The sequence below is a fragment of the Corynebacterium sp. genome (assembly GCF_030532195.1).
Classification (GTDB): Bacteria; Actinomycetota; Actinomycetes; order Mycobacteriales; family Mycobacteriaceae; genus Corynebacterium.
Genome location: NZ_JAUNLP010000015.1, coordinates 1 through 22,006 on the forward strand (window position 1 = coordinate 1; position 22,006 = coordinate 22,006).

16 protein-coding genes are annotated in these 22,006 nt (G+C 59.0%); 6 read left to right on the forward strand and 10 right to left on the reverse strand.

Annotated elements, in window-relative coordinates; genetic code table 11:
• Positions 1-1,055: 1,055 nt before the first annotated feature.
• Positions 1,056-2,234 carry a UDP-N-acetylmuramate dehydrogenase gene (locus Q4E11_RS10335; protein WP_303165576.1) on the reverse strand — a complete coding sequence of 393 codons (1,179 nt, stop codon included), beginning with the start codon at positions 2,232-2,234 and terminating at the stop codon, positions 1,056-1,058.
• Between the two features lie 85 nt (positions 2,235-2,319).
• Here Q4E11_RS10335 and Q4E11_RS10340 point away from each other — a divergent pair, with 85 nt between their 5' ends.
• From Q4E11_RS10340 to purU, 4 genes are all read left to right on the forward strand, one after another.
• A complete protein-coding gene (locus Q4E11_RS10340) occupies positions 2,320-2,817 on the forward strand; it encodes a DUF2505 domain-containing protein (protein WP_303165556.1) in 498 nt (165 codons plus the stop codon).
• Positions 2,818-2,851: 34 nt separating this feature from the next.
• The gene (locus tag Q4E11_RS10345; RefSeq protein ID WP_303165557.1) at positions 2,852-3,670 is read left to right on the forward strand and encodes a class I SAM-dependent methyltransferase; all 819 of its coding nucleotides are present in this window, start codon (positions 2,852-2,854) and stop codon (positions 3,668-3,670) included.
• A 70-nt stretch (positions 3,671-3,740) separates the two neighbouring features.
• The gene (locus Q4E11_RS10350; protein ID WP_303165558.1) at positions 3,741-4,511 is read left to right on the forward strand and encodes an LmeA family phospholipid-binding protein; all 771 of its coding nucleotides are present in this window, start codon (positions 3,741-3,743) and stop codon (positions 4,509-4,511) included.
• Between the two features lie 17 nt (positions 4,512-4,528).
• Entirely contained in the window at positions 4,529-5,434 is a 906-nt protein-coding gene (gene purU / locus Q4E11_RS10355; RefSeq protein WP_303165559.1) for a formyltetrahydrofolate deformylase, read from the forward strand.
• 102 nt (positions 5,435-5,536) lie between these two features.
• Here the strand turns inward: purU and Q4E11_RS10360 are convergent, their stop codons facing one another.
• The 9 genes from Q4E11_RS10360 to Q4E11_RS10400 form a co-directional block, all read right to left on the reverse strand.
• Positions 5,537-5,842: a DUF2516 family protein gene (locus Q4E11_RS10360; protein WP_303165578.1), complete on the reverse strand. Its 306-nt coding sequence runs from the start codon at positions 5,840-5,842 to the stop codon at positions 5,537-5,539.
• Positions 5,843-5,964: 122 nt separating this feature from the next.
• On the reverse strand, positions 5,965-7,332 hold the full coding sequence (locus Q4E11_RS10365; RefSeq protein WP_303165560.1) for a DUF445 domain-containing protein: 1,368 nt from the start codon (positions 7,330-7,332) through the stop codon (positions 5,965-5,967).
• 194 nt (positions 7,333-7,526) lie between these two features.
• Positions 7,527-7,925, reverse strand: coding sequence for a hypothetical protein (locus Q4E11_RS10370; protein ID WP_303165561.1), 399 nt, complete (start codon positions 7,923-7,925; stop codon positions 7,527-7,529).
• Between the two features lie 41 nt (positions 7,926-7,966).
• Positions 7,967-8,716: a succinate dehydrogenase/fumarate reductase iron-sulfur subunit gene (locus Q4E11_RS10375; protein WP_303165562.1), complete on the reverse strand. Its 750-nt coding sequence runs from the start codon at positions 8,714-8,716 to the stop codon at positions 7,967-7,969.
• Positions 8,716-10,734, reverse strand: a complete 2,019-nt coding sequence (locus Q4E11_RS10380) for a fumarate reductase/succinate dehydrogenase flavoprotein subunit (RefSeq protein ID WP_303165563.1) — start codon at positions 10,732-10,734, stop codon at positions 8,716-8,718. Before Q4E11_RS10380 ends, Q4E11_RS10375 begins: the two co-directional genes overlap by 1 nt.
• Before the next feature lie 20 nt (positions 10,735-10,754).
• Entirely contained in the window at positions 10,755-11,495 is a 741-nt protein-coding gene (locus tag Q4E11_RS10385; protein WP_303165564.1) for a succinate dehydrogenase cytochrome b subunit, read from the reverse strand.
• A 334-nt stretch (positions 11,496-11,829) separates the two neighbouring features.
• Positions 11,830-14,433, reverse strand: coding sequence for a glycoside hydrolase family 65 protein (locus Q4E11_RS10390; RefSeq protein ID WP_303165566.1), 2,604 nt, complete (start codon positions 14,431-14,433; stop codon positions 11,830-11,832).
• Positions 14,434-14,511: 78 nt separating this feature from the next.
• Entirely contained in the window at positions 14,512-15,291 is a 780-nt protein-coding gene (locus tag Q4E11_RS10395) for an HAD family phosphatase (RefSeq protein WP_303165568.1), read from the reverse strand.
• 458 nt (positions 15,292-15,749) lie between these two features.
• On the reverse strand, positions 15,750-17,960 hold the full coding sequence (locus Q4E11_RS10400) for a malate synthase G (protein WP_303165570.1): 2,211 nt from the start codon (positions 17,958-17,960) through the stop codon (positions 15,750-15,752).
• 970 nt (positions 17,961-18,930) lie between these two features.
• Here Q4E11_RS10400 and aceA point away from each other — a divergent pair.
• Positions 18,931-20,223 carry an isocitrate lyase gene (gene aceA, locus Q4E11_RS10405; protein ID WP_303165572.1) on the forward strand — a complete coding sequence of 431 codons (1,293 nt, stop codon included), beginning with the start codon at positions 18,931-18,933 and terminating at the stop codon, positions 20,221-20,223.
• Between the two features lie 213 nt (positions 20,224-20,436).
• On the forward strand, positions 20,437-21,861 hold the full coding sequence (gene ramB, locus Q4E11_RS10410; RefSeq protein WP_303165574.1) for an acetate metabolism transcriptional regulator RamB: 1,425 nt from the start codon (positions 20,437-20,439) through the stop codon (positions 21,859-21,861).
• The last annotated feature ends 145 nt before the right edge of the window (positions 21,862-22,006 follow it).

Below are 22,006 nucleotides of genomic sequence, written 5' to 3' on the forward strand. Positions count from 1 at the left end.
CCCCGGGAGGTAATCTCTGGTGTTATCCATGATGCAATGACCGCCTGACCCCACCTATATCCCCCATTAAAAGAACGATGCGAGCAAACTTCGCGCATTAAATCTCATCAGAATTCTTGGTAGAAATTTTGAATTCATAAAACAGCAATTTACTAGGGATGATTCAATGAAATAATGTAATTAAAATTTTACCTCCTTATCATTTGCCGTATTTTTCCTCTCGATATTTCTATTCAACTTGATAAGTTGGAAAATTAAATACACCACTCCAGCAATTACAGCAATTTGCAATAAAACAAGCAGAAGCATCACTAATGACGACGACAATGAATCCTCCAAGAACTTTTAAAACCTGTTAAGCGTGAATTGTAATGCAAGCGTAGTTTGACCAAACATCATTAGACTTTGACCGCGCACATACATCACTACCATCTTGTAGGTTTTTCTTAATATTAAATTTCGCCCACGCAGCCCCAATCGAACACGGAGTATTTGAAGTCTCCACCTTCACCGAACCATTAGCTTCTGTGTAACGTAGTTCCAAGACGACACCACACAGTTGCTCGATTTTCACACCCGCAGTATGGGTAACCTGCGCATCATTAACGAAAACGCCTTTTCCGTATACATCTAACGTAACGAGGGACCCTGGTCCACCATTCGCCAATGCATTTCGATGTGCGTCAGCTGCAAACGTCCCGTTGTTCAGCCCAGCGGGAACTGTGACAGTCCTATGGAATGGGCGCCCCTCAACTGACTGTATTACTTCGGCCGAGCTAGTAGCTGCTCCATTGGCCAACAAAGCAGTCAAGGCAGCTGCAAAAACTATATTTTTTTCCACATGCTTCGCACAATACCAGTCGAATTCAGTTGCGTAGCTGATATGCATAGAAAATATTAGGCGTGACTATTTGTCTACCCCTATTTGCTGCTCTCTGAAACAAGTTACCGACTAGCTGCGCCTGCCCAGAGCTCCGCTCTGCTCTACGGTTGCTTTTTGACACCACCATCACTAACCGTCGCATCGGCAGCAAATTGCTCCTGCTCAAAGGCACCTACCCATCAATGCTGACACCGACCCACACAGGCTCAGGCACCAAGGTCACGCCGAAGGCCTTTTCAACGCCAGCGCGGACATCACGAGCCAACGACACCAGATCAGCGGTCGTGGTCGGGGTACCATCTGCGGCCTCGCCGCGATTGGTCAGTGCGAGCGTGTGCTTGGTCGATAGACGTGCGGGCGCACCCTCGCCGGGGTAGCCCTTGGGGAACCCGGCGCGCTCGATAAGCCAGGCTGCGGAGAGCTTCACACACCCCTCGTGACCTGCACCAGCGGGGAATGCGGGCATGGACGCGGCTTCGTCAGCCCCGCGCAGCTCGGCCACCTTCGCGCGCACAGCCTCCACCGAGTCTTCCGGAATAATCGGATTGGTGAAGAAGGACCCGGCCGACCAGGTATCGCGGTCATCGGCATCGAGCACCATCCCCTTGCCACGGCGCAGCTCAAGCACCTTTTCGCGTACCAACTCCGCTGGCCTGCGAATCTCCCCGGCTGCGGCCTCGGCCGCGTCCACACCGAGGCGACGCGCCAATTCGCCGTAGCGAAGTGGCGCAGACATTCCATCCACGCTGAGTTCAAACCGCACCGCGAGCACCACGGCACGCGAGGTGAACTTCAAATTCGAGTAGCGGTAGGACAGATCCAGCGACTCCGGCTCCACCCACTCGACAGTCCCCGTAGCGCGGTCGTACAGCTGCACCGAGTCGAGCACCTGCGACACCTCCGCACCGTAGGCCCCCACATTCTGCACCGGCGTGGCACCGGCCGAACCCGGAATGCCCGACAGGCACTCCAGGCCACCAAAACCGGCCGCGACACTCATATCCACGACCTCGTCCCAGACTGCACCGGCCTCGGCCTCCACAATCGCGGCCACCGACTCCAGCGCGTGCCCACGGGTACTCATGGTCACGTTGTCCGCTTCAATCACCACCGCCACCAGCGGGCCCGGCTCATCGGCCACCACCAAGTTGGATCCTCCTCCCACAATGAGGAGTGGGACGGAGACGTCGTCAAGCGTGCGTACAACGTCCACCACAGCGTCCGTTGTCGCACAGCGCACCACAGCGCGCGGCACTCCCCCGAGGCGCAGCGTCGTGAGATCCGAAAAAGCGGTCTGCGTGCTGAGCTCTACCCCCTCTAGCCCCGCAAGGCCATTGATGGCTTCTTCCATGTCGGAGGTCAGGTGAATTGCGTTCGGCGATTGGTCGAGATTTTCCACGCCCCTAGCGTAGTTCAAATTACGTATTATCAACCGCATGACTACGACTAACACGCATACCGTCAACTTCGACCAGCCAATTGAGAAGGTCTACGAGTCCTTCACCGACGCTGGCTTCTGGGAGAAGGTCGCAGGCCGTTTCTCCGCAGCTGACGGCAAGGTGGAAAAGTTCGAAACCACAGATGCTGGCACCACCGTGGTAATCCGCCAGACCGTCGCCAGTGACAAGATCCCGGCGCAGGCACAGAAGTTCGTGAAGTCCGGCGTAGGCATGACGCGCACCTTCGTCATCAGCCCGCTTGCCGACGGCACCGCAAACACCACCGTGACCACCGAAACCTCCGGCGTACCGGTGTCCTTCAGCGCGACGCAGAAGCTCACTTCCCAGGGCGAGGGCTGCGTGCTGACCACCAATTCCGAGTTCGCCATCAAAGTTCCGCTGGTTGGCGGCAAGCTGGAGGAAAAGGCAGCTCCGTACCTGGAGCGCGTCCTCGATGCCGAGACTGCCGTGCTGGCGGACTACGCCGCAAAGTAAGTGCTGTGCGGCCCGGGCGCTAAGCTAGTTACCCGTGCCGCACTACCACAATCTCCGAGCGTCCTGGGCCCAGCAGGGGCCACAGGGCGTCGTCACGCGTGGCACGACCGGCTTTAACCGCCTGCGCCGCGCCGACCGATGGCTGCGCTATCACTCGGACGTCCAGCGTCTGCTGTGGCATGCGGAAGCGCCGCAGGCTGTCGATATCGGCTACGGCGCAAGTTTTACCACCACAGTGGAGTGGGCTCGCTGGTTGCGCCAGATCCACGCGGACATTGATGTCATCGGTGTGGAGATTGAGCCCTCCCGCGTGCTGCCACCGCGCGATGGTGTCCGCTTTGAACTTGGCGGCTTTGAAATGGCAGGTCACCGCCCTCATCTAGCCCGCGCTTTCAATGTGCTGCGGCAATACGATGTCGCCGATGTCCACGACGCCTGGGTGGAAGTCACCTCCAGGCTCGCACCGAGCGGCCTGTTCCTCGAGGGCACCTGTGATGAAATTGGACGTCGCTGTGCCTGGGTACTGCTCGATGCACGTGGCCCGCGCACGCTCACTCTCGACTGGGATCCCTTTTTCTCCGAGCGCCCCTCCGACATCGCCGAGCGCCTACCGAAGGTCCTTATCCACCGCAACGTCCCCGGCGAGCCAATCCACGACCTGCTCACCGCCGCCGACCGCGCCTGGGATTTTGCCGCGGGTTGGTCCCCGCACGGTCCCCGCGTGCGCTGGCGCAAGGCACTGGAAATGCTTGCCGACGACTACCCCGTCACCGTTCCTCGTCGAGGCATCCGTGACAACGTCCTGACCGTTCCTTTTTCGCTGGTGGCACCCGAGTACGCAGACGGGTTCTAGGTACTTCGTCGGTGACAGTTTTCACGAAGGTGGTGGCGAGGGGTGCCGTCGTTAAGCGAAACTGGAACGTATGAGTTCTTCGAAGCGCTCCTCGAGTGTCAAAGTCCTGCCCACTGTTATCGGCGTCATCGTTGTGGTGGCGATTATTGCGGTCATCGGTGAGATCGGTGTTCGCATGTTCATGAGCAAGGAGATTGCGAGCGGCTATCGCACCTCGGCTGAGCAGCAGGGTATTACGGTCAATGAGGATCCGGAGGTGTCCTTCGGCTCGCACTCGGTGCTGGTGGCGCTGGCGACAAAGAAGCTGCCGGAACTGACCCTTAACACTCCGCACACGCTGGAGGTCAATAACCCAGCCGCGCTGTCGGGGCAGCCGGAGATTAAGGGCGACCCCGCGGCGGAGGTCCACATGACGAACGTTGATCTGAACAATCGCGAAGACCCGACTGCGGAGAACACTCGCATCAACGTCACCATTCCGCCGGAGCTCATTCAGGCGCTGATTAACCGTGAGAGTGGCCTGCGCATCAGCAACCTGCAACCGCTGCCTGCCGAAGGATTGTTCAATGTGGAGTTTTCCTCCGGCTTTGCCACTTCCAAGGTCCGCCCGATTGTCAACGGCGGCAATATCAGCATCGACTTAGAAGGCGGCTCACTGTTTAACCTCAACCTCGATGGCCTGGCTAAATGGATTGGTCAGAACACCAATACCCTGCTGAACTACGACATCGGTCACGGCCTGTCGGTGGAGGAAGCCAACGTGACCGACGGTGGCTTGGCGCTGACTCTGACGGGCGCAAATCTGCCTATGTCGACCGTGAACGAACTCCGCTTTAACTAGCAGGTAAAATGGGCAGAATGACTCGCTCTCTTCTGCCCACTAACAGTGGTGTTCCCGCCGAGCGCCAGTGCATTTTCTCGCTCGGTTGCCCTGACCGCACCGGTATTGTCTCCACGCTGTCGACCTTCCTGGCCGACATCGGCGCATGGATTACCGAGGCGGACTTCTTCTCCGACCCGGAGACCGGCTGGTTCTTTACTCGCCAGGCTGTTCGCGCCGAGGGCCTGGGCATGGATGTCGACGAGCTGCGCGCCAAGTTCGCCGAGCTCGTCGAGGACTGGGGACCGGAGGTGCGCTGGAAGGTCACCGACAACGGTGTGCCCAAGCGTGCTGTAATCCTGGTGACCAAGGAAGGACACTGCCTGCAGGATCTGCTCGGTCGCGTGGCACAGTCGGACTACCCGATGGAAGTTGCCGCAGTGATTGGTAACCACCGCGATCTGGAGCCGCTGACCGCTGCCTATGACATCCCCTTCCACTACGTGCCCTTCCCCAAGGATGCCGTCGGAAAGCGCAAGGCCTTTGACGAGGTCGCCGAGATTGTCGACGCCGAGAACCCGGATGCCATTGTGCTCGCACGCTTCATGCAGATCCTGCCGCCGGATCTGTGCGAAAAGTGGGAGGGGCGCGCAATCAACATCCACCACAGCTTCCTGCCGTCGTTCATGGGCGCGCGCCCGTACCAGCAGGCTTATCGACGTGGTGTGAAACTCATCGGAGCCACCTGCCACTACGCCACCGAGGACCTCGATGACGGTCCGATTATTGAGCAGGATGTCCTGCGCGTTTCCCACAAGGACACCGCAGCTGACATGCAACGCGAGGGCCGCGATGCGGAGAAGCAGGTTCTCGCCCGCGGTCTTCGCTGGCACTTGGAAGATCGCGTGCAGGTCTACGGAAACCGCACCGTGGTGTTTAAGTAACTTTTGTGAACGCTTAGGCGGATATACGAAAACCGCCTGGTCTGTGGCAGATTAATCGCTGCTGCAGCTCAGGCGGTTTTTGTATGCGCCTATTTTGGCGCCCTAGTAGTTACCCTGCGCGTTGGACATGATGTCCTTAATCTGCGGGCGGACATCCAGCCAGTAAATACCGGTGATGACCAGGCCTGCAATAAGCGGAATTCCCAGCATTGCCCAGCCCAGCCACGGCAGCAGCAGGAAGATGGCAGAACCGACCAGCAGGCCAGCCCAGACATTGCGGCTCTTGCGGTCAGCCGCGTCAAAGGCATCAGCCCTGGTGGTGATGACCATGACTGCACCCACCAGCGCGAAAATACCGATGATAAATGGGATACCGAACTGGAAGATGATGTCCAGGTATACGGAAATCGCGTTCAGAGGGGAGGCCGTAAAACTTGGCAGTGCTGGGAACACCGGGAATTAGCTCCTTTGACGTTTGTGGAATCTTTTACATGCTAACGCACCGAGCGGATTATGCCGCACGGAAGCTGCTAGACAGCGCCGAAAACCAAGGTCGACAGCGTGTAAATAGCAAGACCAGCCAGTGAACCGACAACAGTACCGTTGACACGAATGAACTGGAGATCACGGCCGACCATCAGCTCAATCTTGTCAGAGGCCTCATCGGCGTCCCAGCGTTCGACGGTCTCGGAAATGATGGAGGTAATCTCGCCTGCGTAATTTTCCGCAATGAAGACCACGGCTGCTTCCAAGCGACAATCCATGCGCTTGCGCAACTCCGGATCATTTTGGACCCGCTCGCCGTAGCGGGCGGCTGTTTCCGCAACCTTCCGACGGAGCAGGGAGTTCGGGTCTCGGGAGGCGTCGATAAGCTTGGCGGAGCTCGTCGCCCAAATCTTCGCCGGTGCCTGCGTGACTGCGGCTGAGGAGAGAATGTCCGTTTTCAGTTCCTCGACCTTGTCGATTGTCCTGGTGTCATTTTGCAGGTCATTTGCCAGCTGCGACAGGAACTTATGCAGGGCGATACGGGCATCATGGTTGGGATCGTGCTGCACCTGCCACGTCCAGTCAACCAGCTCGCGATAGACCCTGTCGCCGATCAAGTCGTTGACGAAATTCGGTGCCCAGGACGGTGCGCGCTCGCCGACGAGGCGGTCGATGAGATCCTGTGAAACCAGCGACTTACGGTGCAGCCATTCAGCTATTTGCTGGACGACCTTTTCGGTGCGTCCCTCTTCGATGAGCTGCTCGAGCACCTTGCCGGCAGGCGGACCCCACTCAGGCGCTGCGACTTCATCGATGACTGCGGATTTGAGAATTGCTGCGGCATCATCGGGGTCAATCGCCTCGAGTGCATTGCCCGTGAACTTGCCAACTTCCCTAGACACCTTGTCAGCATTGCCCGGTGCAACTAACCATTCGCCGATGCGCTCTGGAATCTCTGCCTTGCGGACTTTGTCCACAATCAGCGTGGGGTTTAGGAAGTTATCGCCAACAAACTGCGCCAGCGACTCACCCACCTGATCCTTCTTGCGGCGCACAATCGCCGTATGCGGAATGGGAACACCAAGTGGATGCCGGAACAGCGCCACGACGGCAAACCAATCCGCGAGCGCGCCTACCATACCGGCCTCTGCCGCCGCGCGGACATAGCCCACCCATGTCGGAACTGCCTGTCCGTCGTGCAAATGCGACGACTCGATACCGCGACAAGTGAAATAAATGGCTGTCGCGATAACCAGCAGCATTGTCGCGAAAGCCTTGGACTTGCGCAGTTGTGCCCGCTTTTTCGCCTCTACCTCTGGCGATGGCCCGGGAACGGCCAATCGGTCAGCGTCTGTTGCAGGCGTGGCCGAAGCAGCGGACGCTACCGGGGAGTTTTCGGCGATTTTTTCCATGTGTATAGATTAGGCGCCGAAAACACGAATACGCCACCGCGTACATTGTGCCGGTCAGCATGAAAAGAACGAGGTGTTCTTTACCATGCCGCCAACAATCAATTGCGCGATGGCGTAAACGGTGGAGGTGCTACAGAGAGCTAGCGCTAAAACCGCCTATAAGGCGGCTCCCAAAATAAGCGGGAGCCAACTCTTTAGTGGTTAGTGCCGTATTCCTTCTTGTAGGCCTTGTACTCACGGCGGCCGACGCTAACCAGCACGAAACCACCAATCGTCATGATCAGAGCAAGAATCAGACCACCCCACATGAAAGCGGAGCCATCAAATGCCATCTGATTGGTGTAATCAGCGTAGTTAGCGGCATTCTTGGTCAGCATGCCGTGGCTGTGTGCAGCTGCGGCATTCTCGGACTTAATCACCGTCGACAGACCGAAGATAAAGATGCCCCACGCTGCCAGCGAGGCCAGGACGAGTCCTGCGCCAATCCAGGTGGCGCTCTTGTGAAGCGACGAGTACTCGGCATTCATGCTCTGCGGCACGTAACCATCGACGAAGTGCTCTTCGCCGCGGTAACGCTTAACTGCATTCGCCATTGTTTATGTCCCTTTCTGGAGAACCTTAGTTAGGAAAGAGTCTAGTCGTCCTTACCACGGAAGAATGCGCGAGCACGTTCCTTGGTAACGGCGGCAACGGCGGTAAGCGGAATACCTGCCGGGCAGACATCTGCACATTCACCGTAGAGGGAGCATGGACCGAAGGTGCCTTCGACCTCATCGACCATCTTGCGGGCACGCTTGCCACGCTCTTCCTTGCCCATCGGGACCAGGGAGAGGTGGACCAGCTTCGCACCGGTGAACAGGTGAGCAGCGCCGTTCGGGCAAGCTGCGACACATGCACCACAACCGATGCAGGCTGCGTGATCAAGTGCGAACTCAGCAGTCTCGTGGTTCATGTGCAGGGTGTCAGCATCTGGAGCGGTACCAGCGTTGACGGAGACGTAGCCACCCTGTTCCAGGACGCGGTCGAGCGCAGAGCGGTCGACAACCATGTCCTTGATAACCGGGTATGCAGCAGAGCGCATCGGCTCAATCTTCAGCGTGTCACCGTCGCTGAACTGGTGCAGACGCTGCTGACAGGTCGGGGTGTTCTTGCCCGGGCCATGCGGACGACCGTTGACGTTCAGGCCACAGGTACCACAGATACCCTCGCGGCAGTCAGAAGCGAACGCGAACGGCTCCTTGCCGGACTCGACGTACTTGGTGTTGACGTGGTCAAGCAGCTCCAGAATGGACATCTCCGGAACGGCGTCGTCGACGTCTACGGATTCAAAGTGTCCCTCGACGTTCGGACCTGCTTGGCGCCAGATTTCAAGGTGCAGTTTCATTACTTGTAGTTCCTTGTCATGAGCGGGACGGCTTCGAAGGTGAGCGGCTCGGCGTGGCGGATGAATTCATGGCCGGTCAGGTCCCATGCAGGACCGTTGTTGCCGCGCTCCCATGCAGAGACGAAGCACCAGTTGGCATCGTCGCGCTCTGCCTCGCCATCTTCAGAGATGTGGTCATCGCGGTAGTGTGCGCCACAGGACTCATCGCGGTCCAGGGCGTCGACACACATGAGCTCACCGAGGTCGATGTAGTCAGCAACGCGGTTAGCGTACTCGAGCTGCTGGTTCATCTCGTTCGGCTCACCCGGGATGAACAGGTCAGACCAGAATGCCTTGCGCAGTTCACGGATTTCCTTGATACCGCGGGCCAGGTCTTCCTTGTTACGGGCCACACCACAGTCGCGGTACAGGATCTCACCGAGCTGGCGGTGGAAGTACTCGGCACCGTGGTTACCCTGGATGCTCATCAGCTTGTCCAGGCGGGTCTGAGCACGGTTCAGAGCCTCGACAGCCTCCGGAGCATCCTCAGCCAGGCGGTCAGTACCCAGCAGCGGGCCGAGGTAGTTCGGGATGGTGAACGGCAGGGTAAACCAACCATCGACCGAACCGGACAGCAGGGAGTTAGCACCCAGGCGGTTTGCACCGTGGTAGGTCCAGGATGCCTCGCCACCGGTGAACAGACCCGGGATGGAAGTCATCTGGTTGAAGTCGGACCACAGACCACCCATGGTGAAGTGGCAGGTCGGAGCAATACGCATCGGAACCTTGTACGGGTCCTCACCGATTGCCTCTTCGTACATCTGAATCAGGTTGGAGTAGCGCTCCTTGATGACCGGCTGGCCAAGGCGCTCAATTGCGTCACGCAGATCCAGGTAGACGGAGTTCTTCAGCGGGCCAACACCGTAGCCGGCGTTGATCTGCTGGGAGTTTGCACGGGAAGCAACGTCACGCGGGACGAGGTTGCCGAATGCCGGGTAGCGACGCTCCAGGAAGTAATCGCGCTCGTCCTCAGGAATGTCGTTGGCCGGGCGCTCATCGCCCTTCTTCTTCGGGGTCCAAATACGTGCGTCGTTACGCAGGGACTCGGACATCAGAATGGTCTTCGACTGCCAGGTCGCATTGACCGGAAGACCGGTCGGGTGGAACTGGATGAAGGACGGGGATGCAAAGTATGCACCCTGGTCGTAGGCACGCATAATGGCCGAGGCGTTGGAGTTCTTGGCCAGCGTGGACATGTGGTAGACGTTGCCGTAACCGCCGGTAGCCAGGATAACTGCGTGAGCAGTGTGAACCTTGAGCTCACCGGTGATCAGGTTACGCATAACCGCACCCTGGCAACGGCCGTCGGCGACAACGATGTCAACCAGCTCGTTGTGGGTGAAGATCTCGACGTTGCCGAGACCGATCTGACGCTGCAGAGCCGAGGTGGTCGACAGCTGCAGCTGCTGACCTGTTTGGCCACGGGTGTAGTAGGTACGGGAAACCTGGACACCACCGAAGGAACGGGTAGCCAGGGTGCCGCCGTACTCACGAGCGAACGGAGCGCCGATAGCGTTCAGGTGGTCGATGACGCGAACGGACTCGACAGCCAGACGCCAGCAGTCGTTCTCGCGGCAGCGGTAGTCGCCACCCTTAACGGTGTCCTTGACGTGGCGGTATGCGCCGTCGTTGTCGACCTTCTTGCCACGGGCGGAGTTGACACCACCCTGTGCAGCAATGGAGTGTGCACGGCGCGGAGCGTCGTGGTAGGTGAAGACCTTCACGTCGTAGCCGAGCTCACCGAGTGCAGCTGCGGCAGCGCCGCCAGCCAGACCGGTACCGACGACCATGACGCGGAACTTACGGCGGTTCAGTGGCGAGACCAGGTTTGCGTGATCCTTCTGGTACTGCCAGTGGTCCTTCATGGAGACCTTGTCGCCCGGGGAGTTATCGGTCAGAACCTTGCCGATCTTGACCCCGTCAACAACGCTTTCCGGCGCGCGGAAATCCGCCACGGCGGTTGCTTCAGTGTTAGTCATAGTAATTTTTCCTCCTCGACCTACGAGACCAGACCGGTCAGGACGGCGACTGGGATGAAGATGTTGCCGACAACAACCAGCAGCGGCAGCAGGCCGGACAGGAACAGCAGAACCTTGCGCCAGCGCTTACCGGTGATACCGAGGTCGGAAGTTGCAGTCCACAGACCGTGGGACAGGTGCATCAGCAGAGCCAGCTGAGCAATGATGTACCAGATCACAACGCCCGGACGGGAGAAGGATGCGACAACGTTCTCGTATGCGGCACCGTGCTCGAAGGAGGACGGAGCAACACCAGCACCAATGGTCAGATCCAGCAGGTGGAAGATGATGAAGGCCAGCAGCACAACGCCGGTGACAATCATCGAACGAGCGGTGAAGGTGTTCCAGCTGGACACCATGCCCTCACGGCGGAACTTGCCGCGGGACTGGCGAGCACGGGAAGTCAGTGCGAATGCACCGTAAACGTGCAGAACAATAGCCACCAGCAGGACGATGCGGAAGATCCACAGAACGCCCTCGTTCGGGATTGCCGGAGCACCGACGCTACGCAGGAAGGCAGCGTATGCGTTGAAGTCCTCTGCACCAGAGAAGATCTTCAGGTTGCCCAGCATGTGGACGATTACGAAGAGCCCGAAGATAACGCCGGTGACGGCCATAGTCAGCTTCAGGGCCCACGATGGGAATTTTGGCTGCTCACGCAGCGGTTCAACATTAATCTTGCCGTGCGCGATTGCGTCACGGTTTGAACTTTTTACAGTCATGGCACCTCCAGTGTCATATTCACTCTAAAGTCACTCAGCGCCTGGTAAATATTTTTCCCCCTTTTGGGTGGGGAATTTCACAGGTTACTAGGAATTTTTCTCTGCCTTTTCTCAGGTTATAGCATTTTTCGTCTCTGTGGCACTGTTATGCCTCATAATCTCTCCCCCACCCTAAAAACGCGCCTACCCCGAGTTTTACCCTTTTACAGGCCACCCAAAAGCGTCATTAACGCAACATAAATAGCACGAAAATAAATAACCGCCCACTTTTCTTAAGGTGGACGGTTATTTTCTCGCTATATTTGTTTGATCTGACAGCGAATTATTCGCTTATTCAGTCCTCGTCAGATTCCGCCTGACGCTCCGGCCATGCCGGCTCCGGCATTACGACGGTCAGTGGTTCCGGCCCCACAATGACCTCGTGACCGGCAACCAGAATCGGCCCCAACTGATGGTCGCCCTCCTCCAGGACAACCTCCACCGTGCGACCACGCACCGTGACACGCACTCGGCAGCCACGAATGGTGACGCGGTACGTCAGGCCTGTCCAGTCCTCCGGCAACCGCGGATCGATAGTGTAGCGACCATTGTGGTCGCGGAAACCACCAAAACCGTAGACCAGCGACTGCCACACACCACCGGCCGAGGCCACGTGCACGCCATCGGCGGCATTGCCATGCAAGTTTGCAAGGTCGACGTAGAGACCGCGCAGGAAGAAGTCCATCGCCTGCTCAGCCAGCCCCAGCTCCGCCGCAACAATGGACTGCACAACTGCGGACAGCGAGGAGTCCCCAGTGGTCAGCGGATCGTAGTACATGTAGTCTGCGCGCTTTTCATCCGTCGTAAAGCGATCGCCCATGAGGAACAGGGCGAGTACGACGTCCGCCTGCTTGATGACCTGATGACGATAAATCGTCAGCGGGTGGTAGTGCAGCAGCAGCGGGCGGAGCGGGCCGACCTCGGGATCGTCGAGATTCCAGCGCTTACGCAGCAGGAACTGATCATCTTGCGGGTGAATGCCCAGCTTCTCATCGAACGGAATGTACATCGCGTCCGCCGCCCGCTCCCACTCGCGGATCTCCGCCTCGGTGAGCTCGTAACGGTTGGTCAGCGCGCGATACGCCGCAGGGCGATCACGCTGCATCTGCCTGACGACGTCCGCAGCAACCCGTAGGTTATACTGCGCCATCACGTTGGTGTACAGATTGTTGTTCACCACCGTGTTGTACTCATCTGGCCCGGTGACACTGTGAATCTGGAACTCGCGCTGCTCGGCATCGAAGAAGCCCAGTGACATCCAAAAGCGGGCCGTGGCGATGAGCAAATCGGTGCCCTCGTTGAGCAGGAACTCCTCATCACCGGAGGCATAGACATACTTCATCATCGCGAAGACGATGTCGGCGTCAATGTGATACTGCGCCGTGCCTGCCTCAAAGTAGGCCGAGGATTCCTGGCCGTTGATGGTGCGCCACGGGAACAGCGCGCCGTCGTGAGCCAGCTCGTCCGCACGATCCCAAGCCGCGTCGAGCATATCCCAGCGGAAACGCATGGCATTGCGGGCAAATTGCGGGGACGTATAAGTAAGGAATGGCGTCACATAAATCTCGGTGTCCCAGAAGTAGTGCCCGCCGTAGCCCGTGCCAGTCATGCCCTTGGCCGGAATGCCCATGATTTCCGCGCGCGCAGAGGCCTGGACAATCTGCCAGATATTCCAGCGGACTGCCTGCTGAATCTCCGGCTGGTTGTGAACGACCACGTCAGAGCGCTCCCAGAACTTCTCCAGCCACTCCTCCTGGTTCTCCATCAGCCCCAGCATGCCGATGCGCCCCACGCGGTTCAGCGTGCGCTCACAGCGGAACGCCAGCTCCTCGCTGCGGACCTTGCGGGAGGAGTGGTAGGAAACCAGCTTCTCCAGGCGAATCACGGTCCCCTTTGGCGCATCGAGGTTAAACAGCGAAGATGCCATATCCGCGTCAGTCTGCTGTGAGATTTCCACGAATGGCTCAGTGCCGTCCGGCGTGTGAACGGTAAAGGTGTGATCCATCGAGGCGGCCACGGTCATTCCCGAGTTAGCGCAGCGGTAGCCCAGCGTGGCACGCTGCCCAATTGGTGACTCCGACTGGAAGGTCGGAATCAGCACTCGCTCATCCAGGGTTTCCGCACGACGCGGGTCCAGGTCAGCGCCCTGCGCCTTGGCCGTGTCGTGGTACTCATCCTCGCCGTCCTGGCGATTCAAAATCTGCGAGTTAATCATCACCGCCGCGTCCGCATCCAGCAGCTCGACTTCCAGGCTCATGGCCGCAACGTGCTTTTCCTGGAAGGACACCATGCGCTCAGAGGTAACCCGCACGTGCTTGCCACCCGGCGTGCGCCAAATGAACCGACGCCGCAGCACACCTTCGCGGAAGTCCAGGCTGCGTTCGTAGTCCGTTACCGACGCGTTGCCCAGTCGCAGCGGCTCGTCATCGATGTAGAGGCGCATGGCCTTGGCATCCGGCGCATTGACAATGGTCTGGCCCTCGCGCGCGAGACCATAGGCATCCTCGGCGTGCTTGATTGCCCAGGTTTCATGCAGGCCATTGATATAGGTGCCGTGCTCGCTGGAGTCACGTCCCTCCGGCGGATTGCCGCGCATACCGATATAGCCATTCGACAGCGCAAACAGGGTCTCCCCCAGTCCCAGCGGAAGTCCCTGCGGCTTGGTTTCGATCAGGCGCCATTCATCGACCGGCGTGATATCGCGGTCCATCAGCCCTTCTGCGTTGACCAGGTGATGGTGCTTATCCGCGCGGTCTGCCGGGAAATTACGACGCTGTTTACGACGAACTGGTGACACCTTTTCCTCCCGCTCTTCGGCCTGTTCAGTCTCCTCGTCGTGGCCGCGTGGGATTTCCTGGTCGGTCACGTCAGTTGCTGGTGTGGTCGAGTCCTTGGCCATGATGCCTTTCGATTAATCCAATGCCTGTAGCCCATTTTTCCGCATCAGCGCTACGCCGCGCAGACAGTCGCAGCCACTCTAGACGAGTTCCGCCAAATCCTTCACCACAATGTCCGCACCGGCACGGCTCAGCTCCTCGGTTCCGGCACCGCGATCGACACCGATAACCAGGCCAAACGCACCTGCCGCACCGGCCTGCACGCCGCTAATCGCGTCTTCCACGACTACGGCATCCCGTGGCGCCACCCCCAAATTCTCCGCCGCGAACACGAATGTATCCGGCGCGGGTTTACCCGGCAGGTGGTTATCGTGGGCCACGACGCCGTCAACGACCTCCACAAACCGCTCGCGCAGTCCCGCCGCCTTCAACACGGGCACCGCGTTCTTCGACGAGCTGACCACCGCCAACTGTGGGCGCTGGCTTGACGACGAATCCCCCGCGCCCTGCAACCCGTCGAGCAATTCAACCGACCCTGGATAGGCCTCCACACCCTGGGCCACGCGGGCTAGGAAGTCTTCATTCTTACGCTTACCGAGGCCAATAATCGTTTCCTCTTCCGCCGTATCCTGCTCGCTGCCAAGTGGCACCGAAATGCCGCGGGACTGCAGGATTGCTGCGATGCCCTCATCGCGACGGCGGCCATCGAGGTAGGTGAAGTAGTCCTCCTCCGTGTAGGCCGCAACGCCCTTGTGCTCGAAGTAATCGCTGAACATGTCAGCCCATGCCAGCTGGTGAATTTCCGCGGTCGGTGTAATAACGCCGTCGAGGTCAAACAGAATTGCCCCCGCATTGCGGATGAATTCCTTGGCCTTCTCGTAGGAAATCTGCTGAGAGGTGTTCTGGGCGGAATCAGTCATACGGGTCGCGGCTCCTTCGACGATGAAGTGTGTGGAGTATGCAATATGCAATGCGCAATGTGCGGTGTGCAATGCGCAATGTGCAGCTACCCAATCCACGCTAGCAACGATGATGCTGTCCCGCCTGTGGAGCGAAACTGCAGAACGGACTCGCCCGCCTTTTCCACCTGTGTCAGCAATCCCCCCGTCCCGCCCGCAGAAAGTGCCTAAGTTTATGGCACTTCAAGGCAATTTTTTTTGTCCAAAGCTGCCATAAACTTAGGCACTTTGAGCTAACCCGCCGCTGCCCCGCCGCTGCCCCGCCCGCATTCCCAATTGGCCACAAACGCGAACTGCCGGGGCGCATAAGCAAGAAGCACTCATACGCCCCGGCAGTATCGGGTTTCTATTCACTTAGATATTTACTTAGGTATTCCACTTAAGTATTGGCCCGTACAGCGGGCCAGCCGCAACCGGGATTAGTCCTGGTCGATGCCCTCGCGCTGCTTGAACTCCAGGCGGCGGCGGTGCAGAATCGGCTCGGTGTAACCGGACGGCTGGTTGACACCATCGAGGATGAGCTCCTTGGCGGCCTGGAAACCGATGGACTTGTCGTAGTCGGTGGCCATCGGCAGGTAGTTCTCGTCGCCCTCGTTCTGGCGGTCAACGACCTTGGCCATACGCTCCAGCGAATCGATGATCTGCTCCTCGGTGACAACACCGTGCAGCAGCCAGTTAGCCAGAGTCTGGGAGGAAATACGCAGGGTAGCGCGGTCCTCCATCAGGTCGACATCGTTGATGTCCGGCACCTTGGAGCAGCCAACGCCCTGCTCAACCCAGCGAATCACGTAGCCCAGAATGGACTGGCAGTTGTTGTCCAGCTCGTTGGCCTTCTCGTCGTCGGTCCAGTCAGCGCCCGGCTCACCGGCCTTGGCTGCCGCTACCGGGATGGTCAGCAGATCACCCATGGAGTCGCGGCGGCCGTCGGCAAGCAGCTTGTCCTGAACAGCGAACACGTCGACCTCGTGGTAGTGGGTGGCGTGCAGCACACCGCCGGTCGGCGACGGCACCCAAGCGGTGGATGCGCCCTGCTTTGGCTGACCGATCTTCTGCTCCAGCAGCTCAGCCATCTGCTCGGTCATGGCCCACATGCCCTTACCGATCTGTGCCTTGCCCTGCAGACCGTGTGCCAGACCGGCATCGACATTGTTGTCCTCGTACGCCAGCATCCACGGAGCGGTCTTCTGAACGGCCTTGCGGAACATCGGACCAGCGTGGATGGAGGTGTGGATCTCATCACCAGTGCGGTCCATGAAACCGGTGTTAATGAACACGACGCGCTCGGAAACTTCCTTGATGGCGGCATCCAGGTTGACGGAGGTACGACGCTCCTCGTCCATCAGGCCGACCTTCAGGGTGTTGTGCTCCAGGCCCAGCAGCTTCTCGACGTCAGCGAACAGCTCATTGGTGAAAGCTGCCTCCTCCGGGCCGTGCTGCTTCGGCTTCACAATGTAGATTGAGCCGGTGCGGGAGTTCTTGCGAGCGTTGTTCTGGTCCAGGCCCGGAATTGCACACAGCGCGGTGAAGACGGCATCCATGATGCCCTCGAAGATTTCCTCGCCGTCGCGGTCCAGGATGGCCGGATTCTGCATCAGGTGGCCAACGTTGCGAATCAGGTTCAGGGAGCGGCCGTGCAGGGTGGCCGCGGAACCGTCAAGCGCGGTGTAGGTGCGGTCATCGTGAATCTTGCGGGACAGCTTCTTGCCACCGCGGGTGAACTCGACCTCCAGGTCACCGACGTTCAGTCCCAGCCAGTTGGTGTAACCCAGGGTCTTGTCAGCAGCGTCAACTGCGGCAACCGAGTCCTCGAGGTCCATGATGTTGGTGACAGCGGCTTCCAGAATGATGTCCTTGACGCCGGCCTTGTCGGTCTTACCAACCGGGGACTCCGGGTCAATCAGCAGCTGGATGTGCAGACCGTTGTGCTTGAAGTAAATGGAATCCGGCTTGGCAACGTCACCGGTGTAACCAACCAGGGTCTCCGGCTCGCGCAGACCGGTGGTGGCACCGCCTTCCAGGGCGGCCTGCAGGTGACCGTCAACGATGTCGTACGAAGTCACGTCGGCGTGGGGGCCATCGACCAGCGGCAGAGCCTTGTCCAGGAAGTTACGGCCCCAAGCGATAACGCGGTCGCCGCGGACCTTGTTGTAGCCCGGGGTGTCCTTCTCCGCACCGCCATCTTCAGGAATGGCGTTGGTGCCGTACAGGGCGTCGTAAAGCGAACCCCAGCGAGCGTTTGCGGCGTTGATGGCGAAACGAGCGTTGAGCACCGGCACGACCAGCTGCGGGCCGGCGGTGGAGGTGATCTCGGTATCAACGTTGGCGGTGGTGACCTGGAACTCGCCCGGATCCTCTACGAGGTAACCGATCTCCTTCAGGAAAGCGACGTATTCATCCTGGTCCTGCTTGCCCGGGTGCTCCTTGTACCAAGCGTCGAGCTTTTCCTGCAGCTCATCGCGCTTGGCCAGCAGCTCGCGGTTACGCGGGGTGTACTTAGCAACGATGTCGCCGAAGCCGTTCCAGAACGCTTCCTTGTCCTCAATGCCGGCGGCCGGAAGTGCGGTCTCATTTGCGAAGTCATAAAGAACCTTCGCGACCTGCATTCCACCTGCCGTAATGCGCTGTGCCATTGCTCTCCTCAAAATTATTGATTGCAATTTGCTCATCCAGCGCCACTCGCGCAGCCGCGCGCACTGGATGCGTTGCCCATCACTGTATGTGATTCGGCGCACTAATGAACCACCTTTTTACGTAACCGACACCGCTTGTCTTTACGTCGCCGCCCTCACATTCCGCATTTCATTCGCTTATCGACGGCTCCTGCGACCCAACCTTCCACCCCCTCGCGGTGTCCATTCGGGCATCCGGACACAGAATTCCAATTCCCGCAACTCCACCCGCAACAGATTGCCTGTGGAGTGCACATTTCCACGCGATTGCGCAAACCCGGCCATGACACAGAGCGAGCAGCTTTATGATTGTGACCTGCATCGCAATAACAGTGACTCAGTTCACAAATGATTCCTCAACGCCGTTCTGGAAGGGTGAACGGCACGTGAATTTAACAAATTGCCACTCCCCCATGCTGTCGTTTTTGAGGTTTGAGAGTGAACCTACAGAGACAATTTCGGGGGTGGTCACTATGCCCCCAAATCCCAAACACTGTTAGCTACAATCGTTGGGAATTTATGAAATACAAATCACCCCAAAGCGGGGGTGTGATGATTAACTAGGGGGTAACGCGAAAATAACAGTACAAATGTACCGCCCGGTCAGCGGCGAAATTAGCTAAAGCCAAGCTATACATCACATTATTTGCAACCTTTGCAAGTGTTACCCGGATTACATACCTAAATTCACACCAATAGTTGCTTGACGAACCATGACCCATACCGCAGAATGTGACCCATGGCACGCGGAAGCGGACATCACGAATGTTCGCTGATTTGTGTGAAGGGGTACCGCCGGTTGTGCGTCGCCCCGGAAGCAACTGCTACCGCGATCGCTATCGGGTCAGCCTGCAGATCGGTTCTTTTTAGGAATTGCTCTTTAGTCAGCACCCGGAGTTAGAAAAGCAAGCAAGAGGAAGTGACTCCGTTTATGTCTAACGTTGGTAAGGCACGTACCGCCGCAGAAATCCAGAAGGATTGGGACGAGAACCCGCGCTGGGAAGGTATCACCCGCGACTACACCGCTGAGCAGGTTGCTGAGCTTCAGGGCACCGTCGTCGAGGAGAACACCCTCGCACGTCGCGGCGCTGAGATCCTGTGGGAGGGCGTCAACGTTGACGACGACTCCTACATCAACGCTCTGGGCGCACTGACCGGTAACATGGCTGTTCAGCAGGCCCGCGCTGGCCTGAAGGCTGTCTACCTCTCCGGTTGGCAGGTCGCTGGCGACGCTAACCTCGCTGGCCAGACCTACCCAGACCAGTCCCTGTACCCGGCAAACTCCGTGCCGAGCGTTGTCCGCCGTATCAACAACGCACTCCTGCGCGCTGACGAGATTGCTCGCATCGAGGGCGACGACTCCGTCGACAACTGGCTGCTGCCGATCGTCGCTGACGGTGAGGCTGGCTTCGGTGGCGCTCTGAACGTCTACGAGCTGCAGAAGGCCATGATCAACGCCGGTGCCGCTGGTACCCACTGGGAGGACCAGCTCGCTTCTGAGAAGAAGTGTGGCCACCTGGGCGGCAAGGTCCTGATCCCGACCCAGCAGCACATCCGCACCCTGACCTCCGCTCGCCTGGCTGCTGACGTCTCCAACACCCCGACCGTCATCATCGCCCGCACCGACGCTGAGGCTGCAACCCTGATCACCTCCGACGTTGACGAGCGCGACAAGCCGTTCATCACCGGCGACCGTACCTCTGAGGGCTTCTACCACGTCCAGAACGGTCTGGAGCCGTGCATCGCTCGTGCGAAGTCCTACGCTCCGTACGCTGACATGATCTGGATGGAGACCGGTACTCCGGACCTCGAGCTGGCTAAGAAGTTCGCTGAGGGCGTCAAGGCTGAGTACCCGGACCAGCTCCTGGCTTACAACTGCTCCCCGTCCTTCAACTGGTCCGCTCACCTCGAGAAGGACGAGATTGCCAAGTTCCAGAACGAGCTGGGCAAGATGGGCTTCAAGTTCCAGTTCATCACCCTGGCTGGCTTCCACGCCCTGAACTACGGCATGTTCGACCTGGCTTACGGCTACGCTCGCGAGCAGATGTCCGCATTCGTCGACCTGCAGAACCGCGAGTTCGAGGCTGCTGAGAAGCGCGGCTTCACCGCTGTCAAGCACCAGCGCGAGGTTGGCGCCGGCTACTTCGACCGCATCGCCACCACCGTCGACCCGAACTCCTCCACCACCGCTCTGAAGGGCTCCACTGAGGAGGGCCAGTTCTAAGTCAATTGACTTAGACAGGCTTCGGTTCACGCCAAACGCCAAAACGCCCCCGAGGGCAATTGCCACAATCGTGGCTTTTGCTGGGGGCGTTTTGGTATTTCGGCCGCTTTCTACGGCCTAACCACCCATTCAAGCCTCGCCACCACCCCAATTCAGCAAAGGTTGTAACAGCTTCCTACACAAATTCCGCGAAGCTCCGGATATGCTGACGTTATGTCGAAAACCTACGTTGGCTCCCGTCTCCGCCAGCTGCGCCGCGAGCGTGACCTCAGCCAGGCCGCCCTCGCGCAGGCGCTGGGACTCTCGGCAAGTTATGTCAACCAGATTGAGCATGACGTTCGCCCACTGACCGTGCCAGTGCTGCTCCGCATTACCGACACCTTCGGCGTGGATGCCACGTTCTTCTCACGGGATGACGACTCCCGCCTCCTCGCCGAAGTCCAGGATGTGGTGATGGACAAGGAAATCACCAAAAACCCGATGGACCTGCAGGAAATCTCGGAGATGGTCCGCGACCATCCCGATATCGCCCGCATAATGGTCGATATCCACCGGCGCTACCGCAATGTCACCGACAAGTTGTCGCTGGCCACTGAGGAGCGCAACTTCGGTGACACCGCCTCCTCTGCCTCGGGCGCACAGGCGCTGACCATGCCTCACGAGGAGGTCCGCGATTACTTCTACGCCCGCCAGAACTACATTGACACCGTCGACACCGCAGCCGAGCAACTTGCCCGTGAGCTGCGCATCGCCGATGAGACCACCGATGTTGTAGCGGCGCTGGCCGACAGGTTGTCCACAAACCATGGAATACGGATTACGCTGGATTCGTCGTTAGGCGATGTGCAGCACAGCCTCGATCGACGCACGAAGACGCTCTACCTCGCGCGGCACCTCTCGCCGGGGCAGCGCGCATTTCGCATGGCCACTGAGCTGGGCTTTTTGGAGCAGGGCGACACAATCTCCGAGGCCGTGGCATCGGGGCATTTCATGTCGGAGGAGTCGCGCAAGCTCGCGCAGCGCGGTGTCGCGACGTACTATGCGGCGGCGCTAATTCTGCCGTACGAGTCCTTCCATGCGATGGCCGAGCAGAAGCGCTACGACATCGAACTGCTCTCGCGCACGTATGGCGTGGGCTATGAGACCATCTGCCATCGGCTTTCCACGATGCAACGTCCCAGCTTACGCGGGATTCCGTGGACATTCGTGCGTGTCGACCGCGCCGGCAACATGTCCAAGCGCCAATCCGCCACGGGCTTCCACTTCACGCATTCCGGCGGTACGTGCCCGCTGTGGAATGTCTACGAGACGTTTTCCTACCCAGGCAAGGTCATGCGTCAGCTCGCGCTGATGCCCGATGGGCGGCCGTACATGTGGATCTCGCGCACGGTGGAGCATCATGCAGCGCGTTTTGGCAAGCCAGGCAAGGTTTTCGCCATCGGCCTGGGCTGTGAGGCACGTCATGCCGAGCGCACCGTCTACGCCGACGGTCTCGATCTCGCCGACCTCGACGCCGCCACGCCCATCGGCGCTGGCTGTAGAGTCTGCTCGCGTGAGGCCTGCCCGCAGCGCGCGTTCCCGCCCATCCACCGCGATATCGACATCAACATGCATCGCTCTACGGTCTCGCCGTACTAATTCGCTTTACGACGGCCCCAGCGGCCGATCCCCCGCTTGCACAATAAGAAAGTGCCAGGGTTTATGGCACTTTTTCACCGAATTTCACGGGGTGGGGTCAGGCGGTCATTGCATCATGGATAACACCAGAGATTACCTCCCGGGG

Excerpts from the sequence above, each read along its gene's own strand:
- Q4E11_RS10335 (WP_303165576.1), bottom strand. The coding sequence starts at position 2,234 with ATGGAAGAAGCCATCAATGGCCTTGCGGGGCTAGAGGGGGTAGAGCTC.
- Q4E11_RS10340 (WP_303165556.1), top strand. The coding sequence starts at position 2,320 with ATGACTACGACTAACACGCATACCGTCAACTTCGACCAGCCAATTGAG.
- Q4E11_RS10350 (WP_303165558.1), top strand. The coding sequence starts at position 3,741 with ATGAGTTCTTCGAAGCGCTCCTCGAGTGTCAAAGTCCTGCCCACTGTT.
- purU (WP_303165559.1), top strand. The coding sequence starts at position 4,529 with ATGACTCGCTCTCTTCTGCCCACTAACAGTGGTGTTCCCGCCGAGCGC.
- Q4E11_RS10365 (WP_303165560.1), bottom strand. The coding sequence starts at position 7,332 with ATGGAAAAAATCGCCGAAAACTCCCCGGTAGCGTCCGCTGCTTCGGCC.
- Q4E11_RS10370 (WP_303165561.1), bottom strand. The coding sequence starts at position 7,925 with ATGGCGAATGCAGTTAAGCGTTACCGCGGCGAAGAGCACTTCGTCGAT.
- Q4E11_RS10375 (WP_303165562.1), bottom strand. The coding sequence starts at position 8,716 with ATGAAACTGCACCTTGAAATCTGGCGCCAAGCAGGTCCGAACGTCGAG.
- Q4E11_RS10380 (WP_303165563.1), bottom strand. The coding sequence starts at position 10,734 with ATGACTAACACTGAAGCAACCGCCGTGGCGGATTTCCGCGCGCCGGAA.
- Q4E11_RS10385 (WP_303165564.1), bottom strand. The coding sequence starts at position 11,495 with ATGACTGTAAAAAGTTCAAACCGTGACGCAATCGCGCACGGCAAGATT.
- Q4E11_RS10390 (WP_303165566.1), bottom strand. The coding sequence starts at position 14,433 with ATGGCCAAGGACTCGACCACACCAGCAACTGACGTGACCGACCAGGAA.
- Q4E11_RS10395 (WP_303165568.1), bottom strand. The coding sequence starts at position 15,291 with ATGACTGATTCCGCCCAGAACACCTCTCAGCAGATTTCCTACGAGAAG.
- Q4E11_RS10400 (WP_303165570.1), bottom strand. The coding sequence starts at position 17,960 with ATGGCACAGCGCATTACGGCAGGTGGAATGCAGGTCGCGAAGGTTCTT.
- aceA (WP_303165572.1), top strand. The coding sequence starts at position 18,931 with ATGTCTAACGTTGGTAAGGCACGTACCGCCGCAGAAATCCAGAAGGAT.
- ramB (WP_303165574.1), top strand. The coding sequence starts at position 20,437 with ATGTCGAAAACCTACGTTGGCTCCCGTCTCCGCCAGCTGCGCCGCGAG.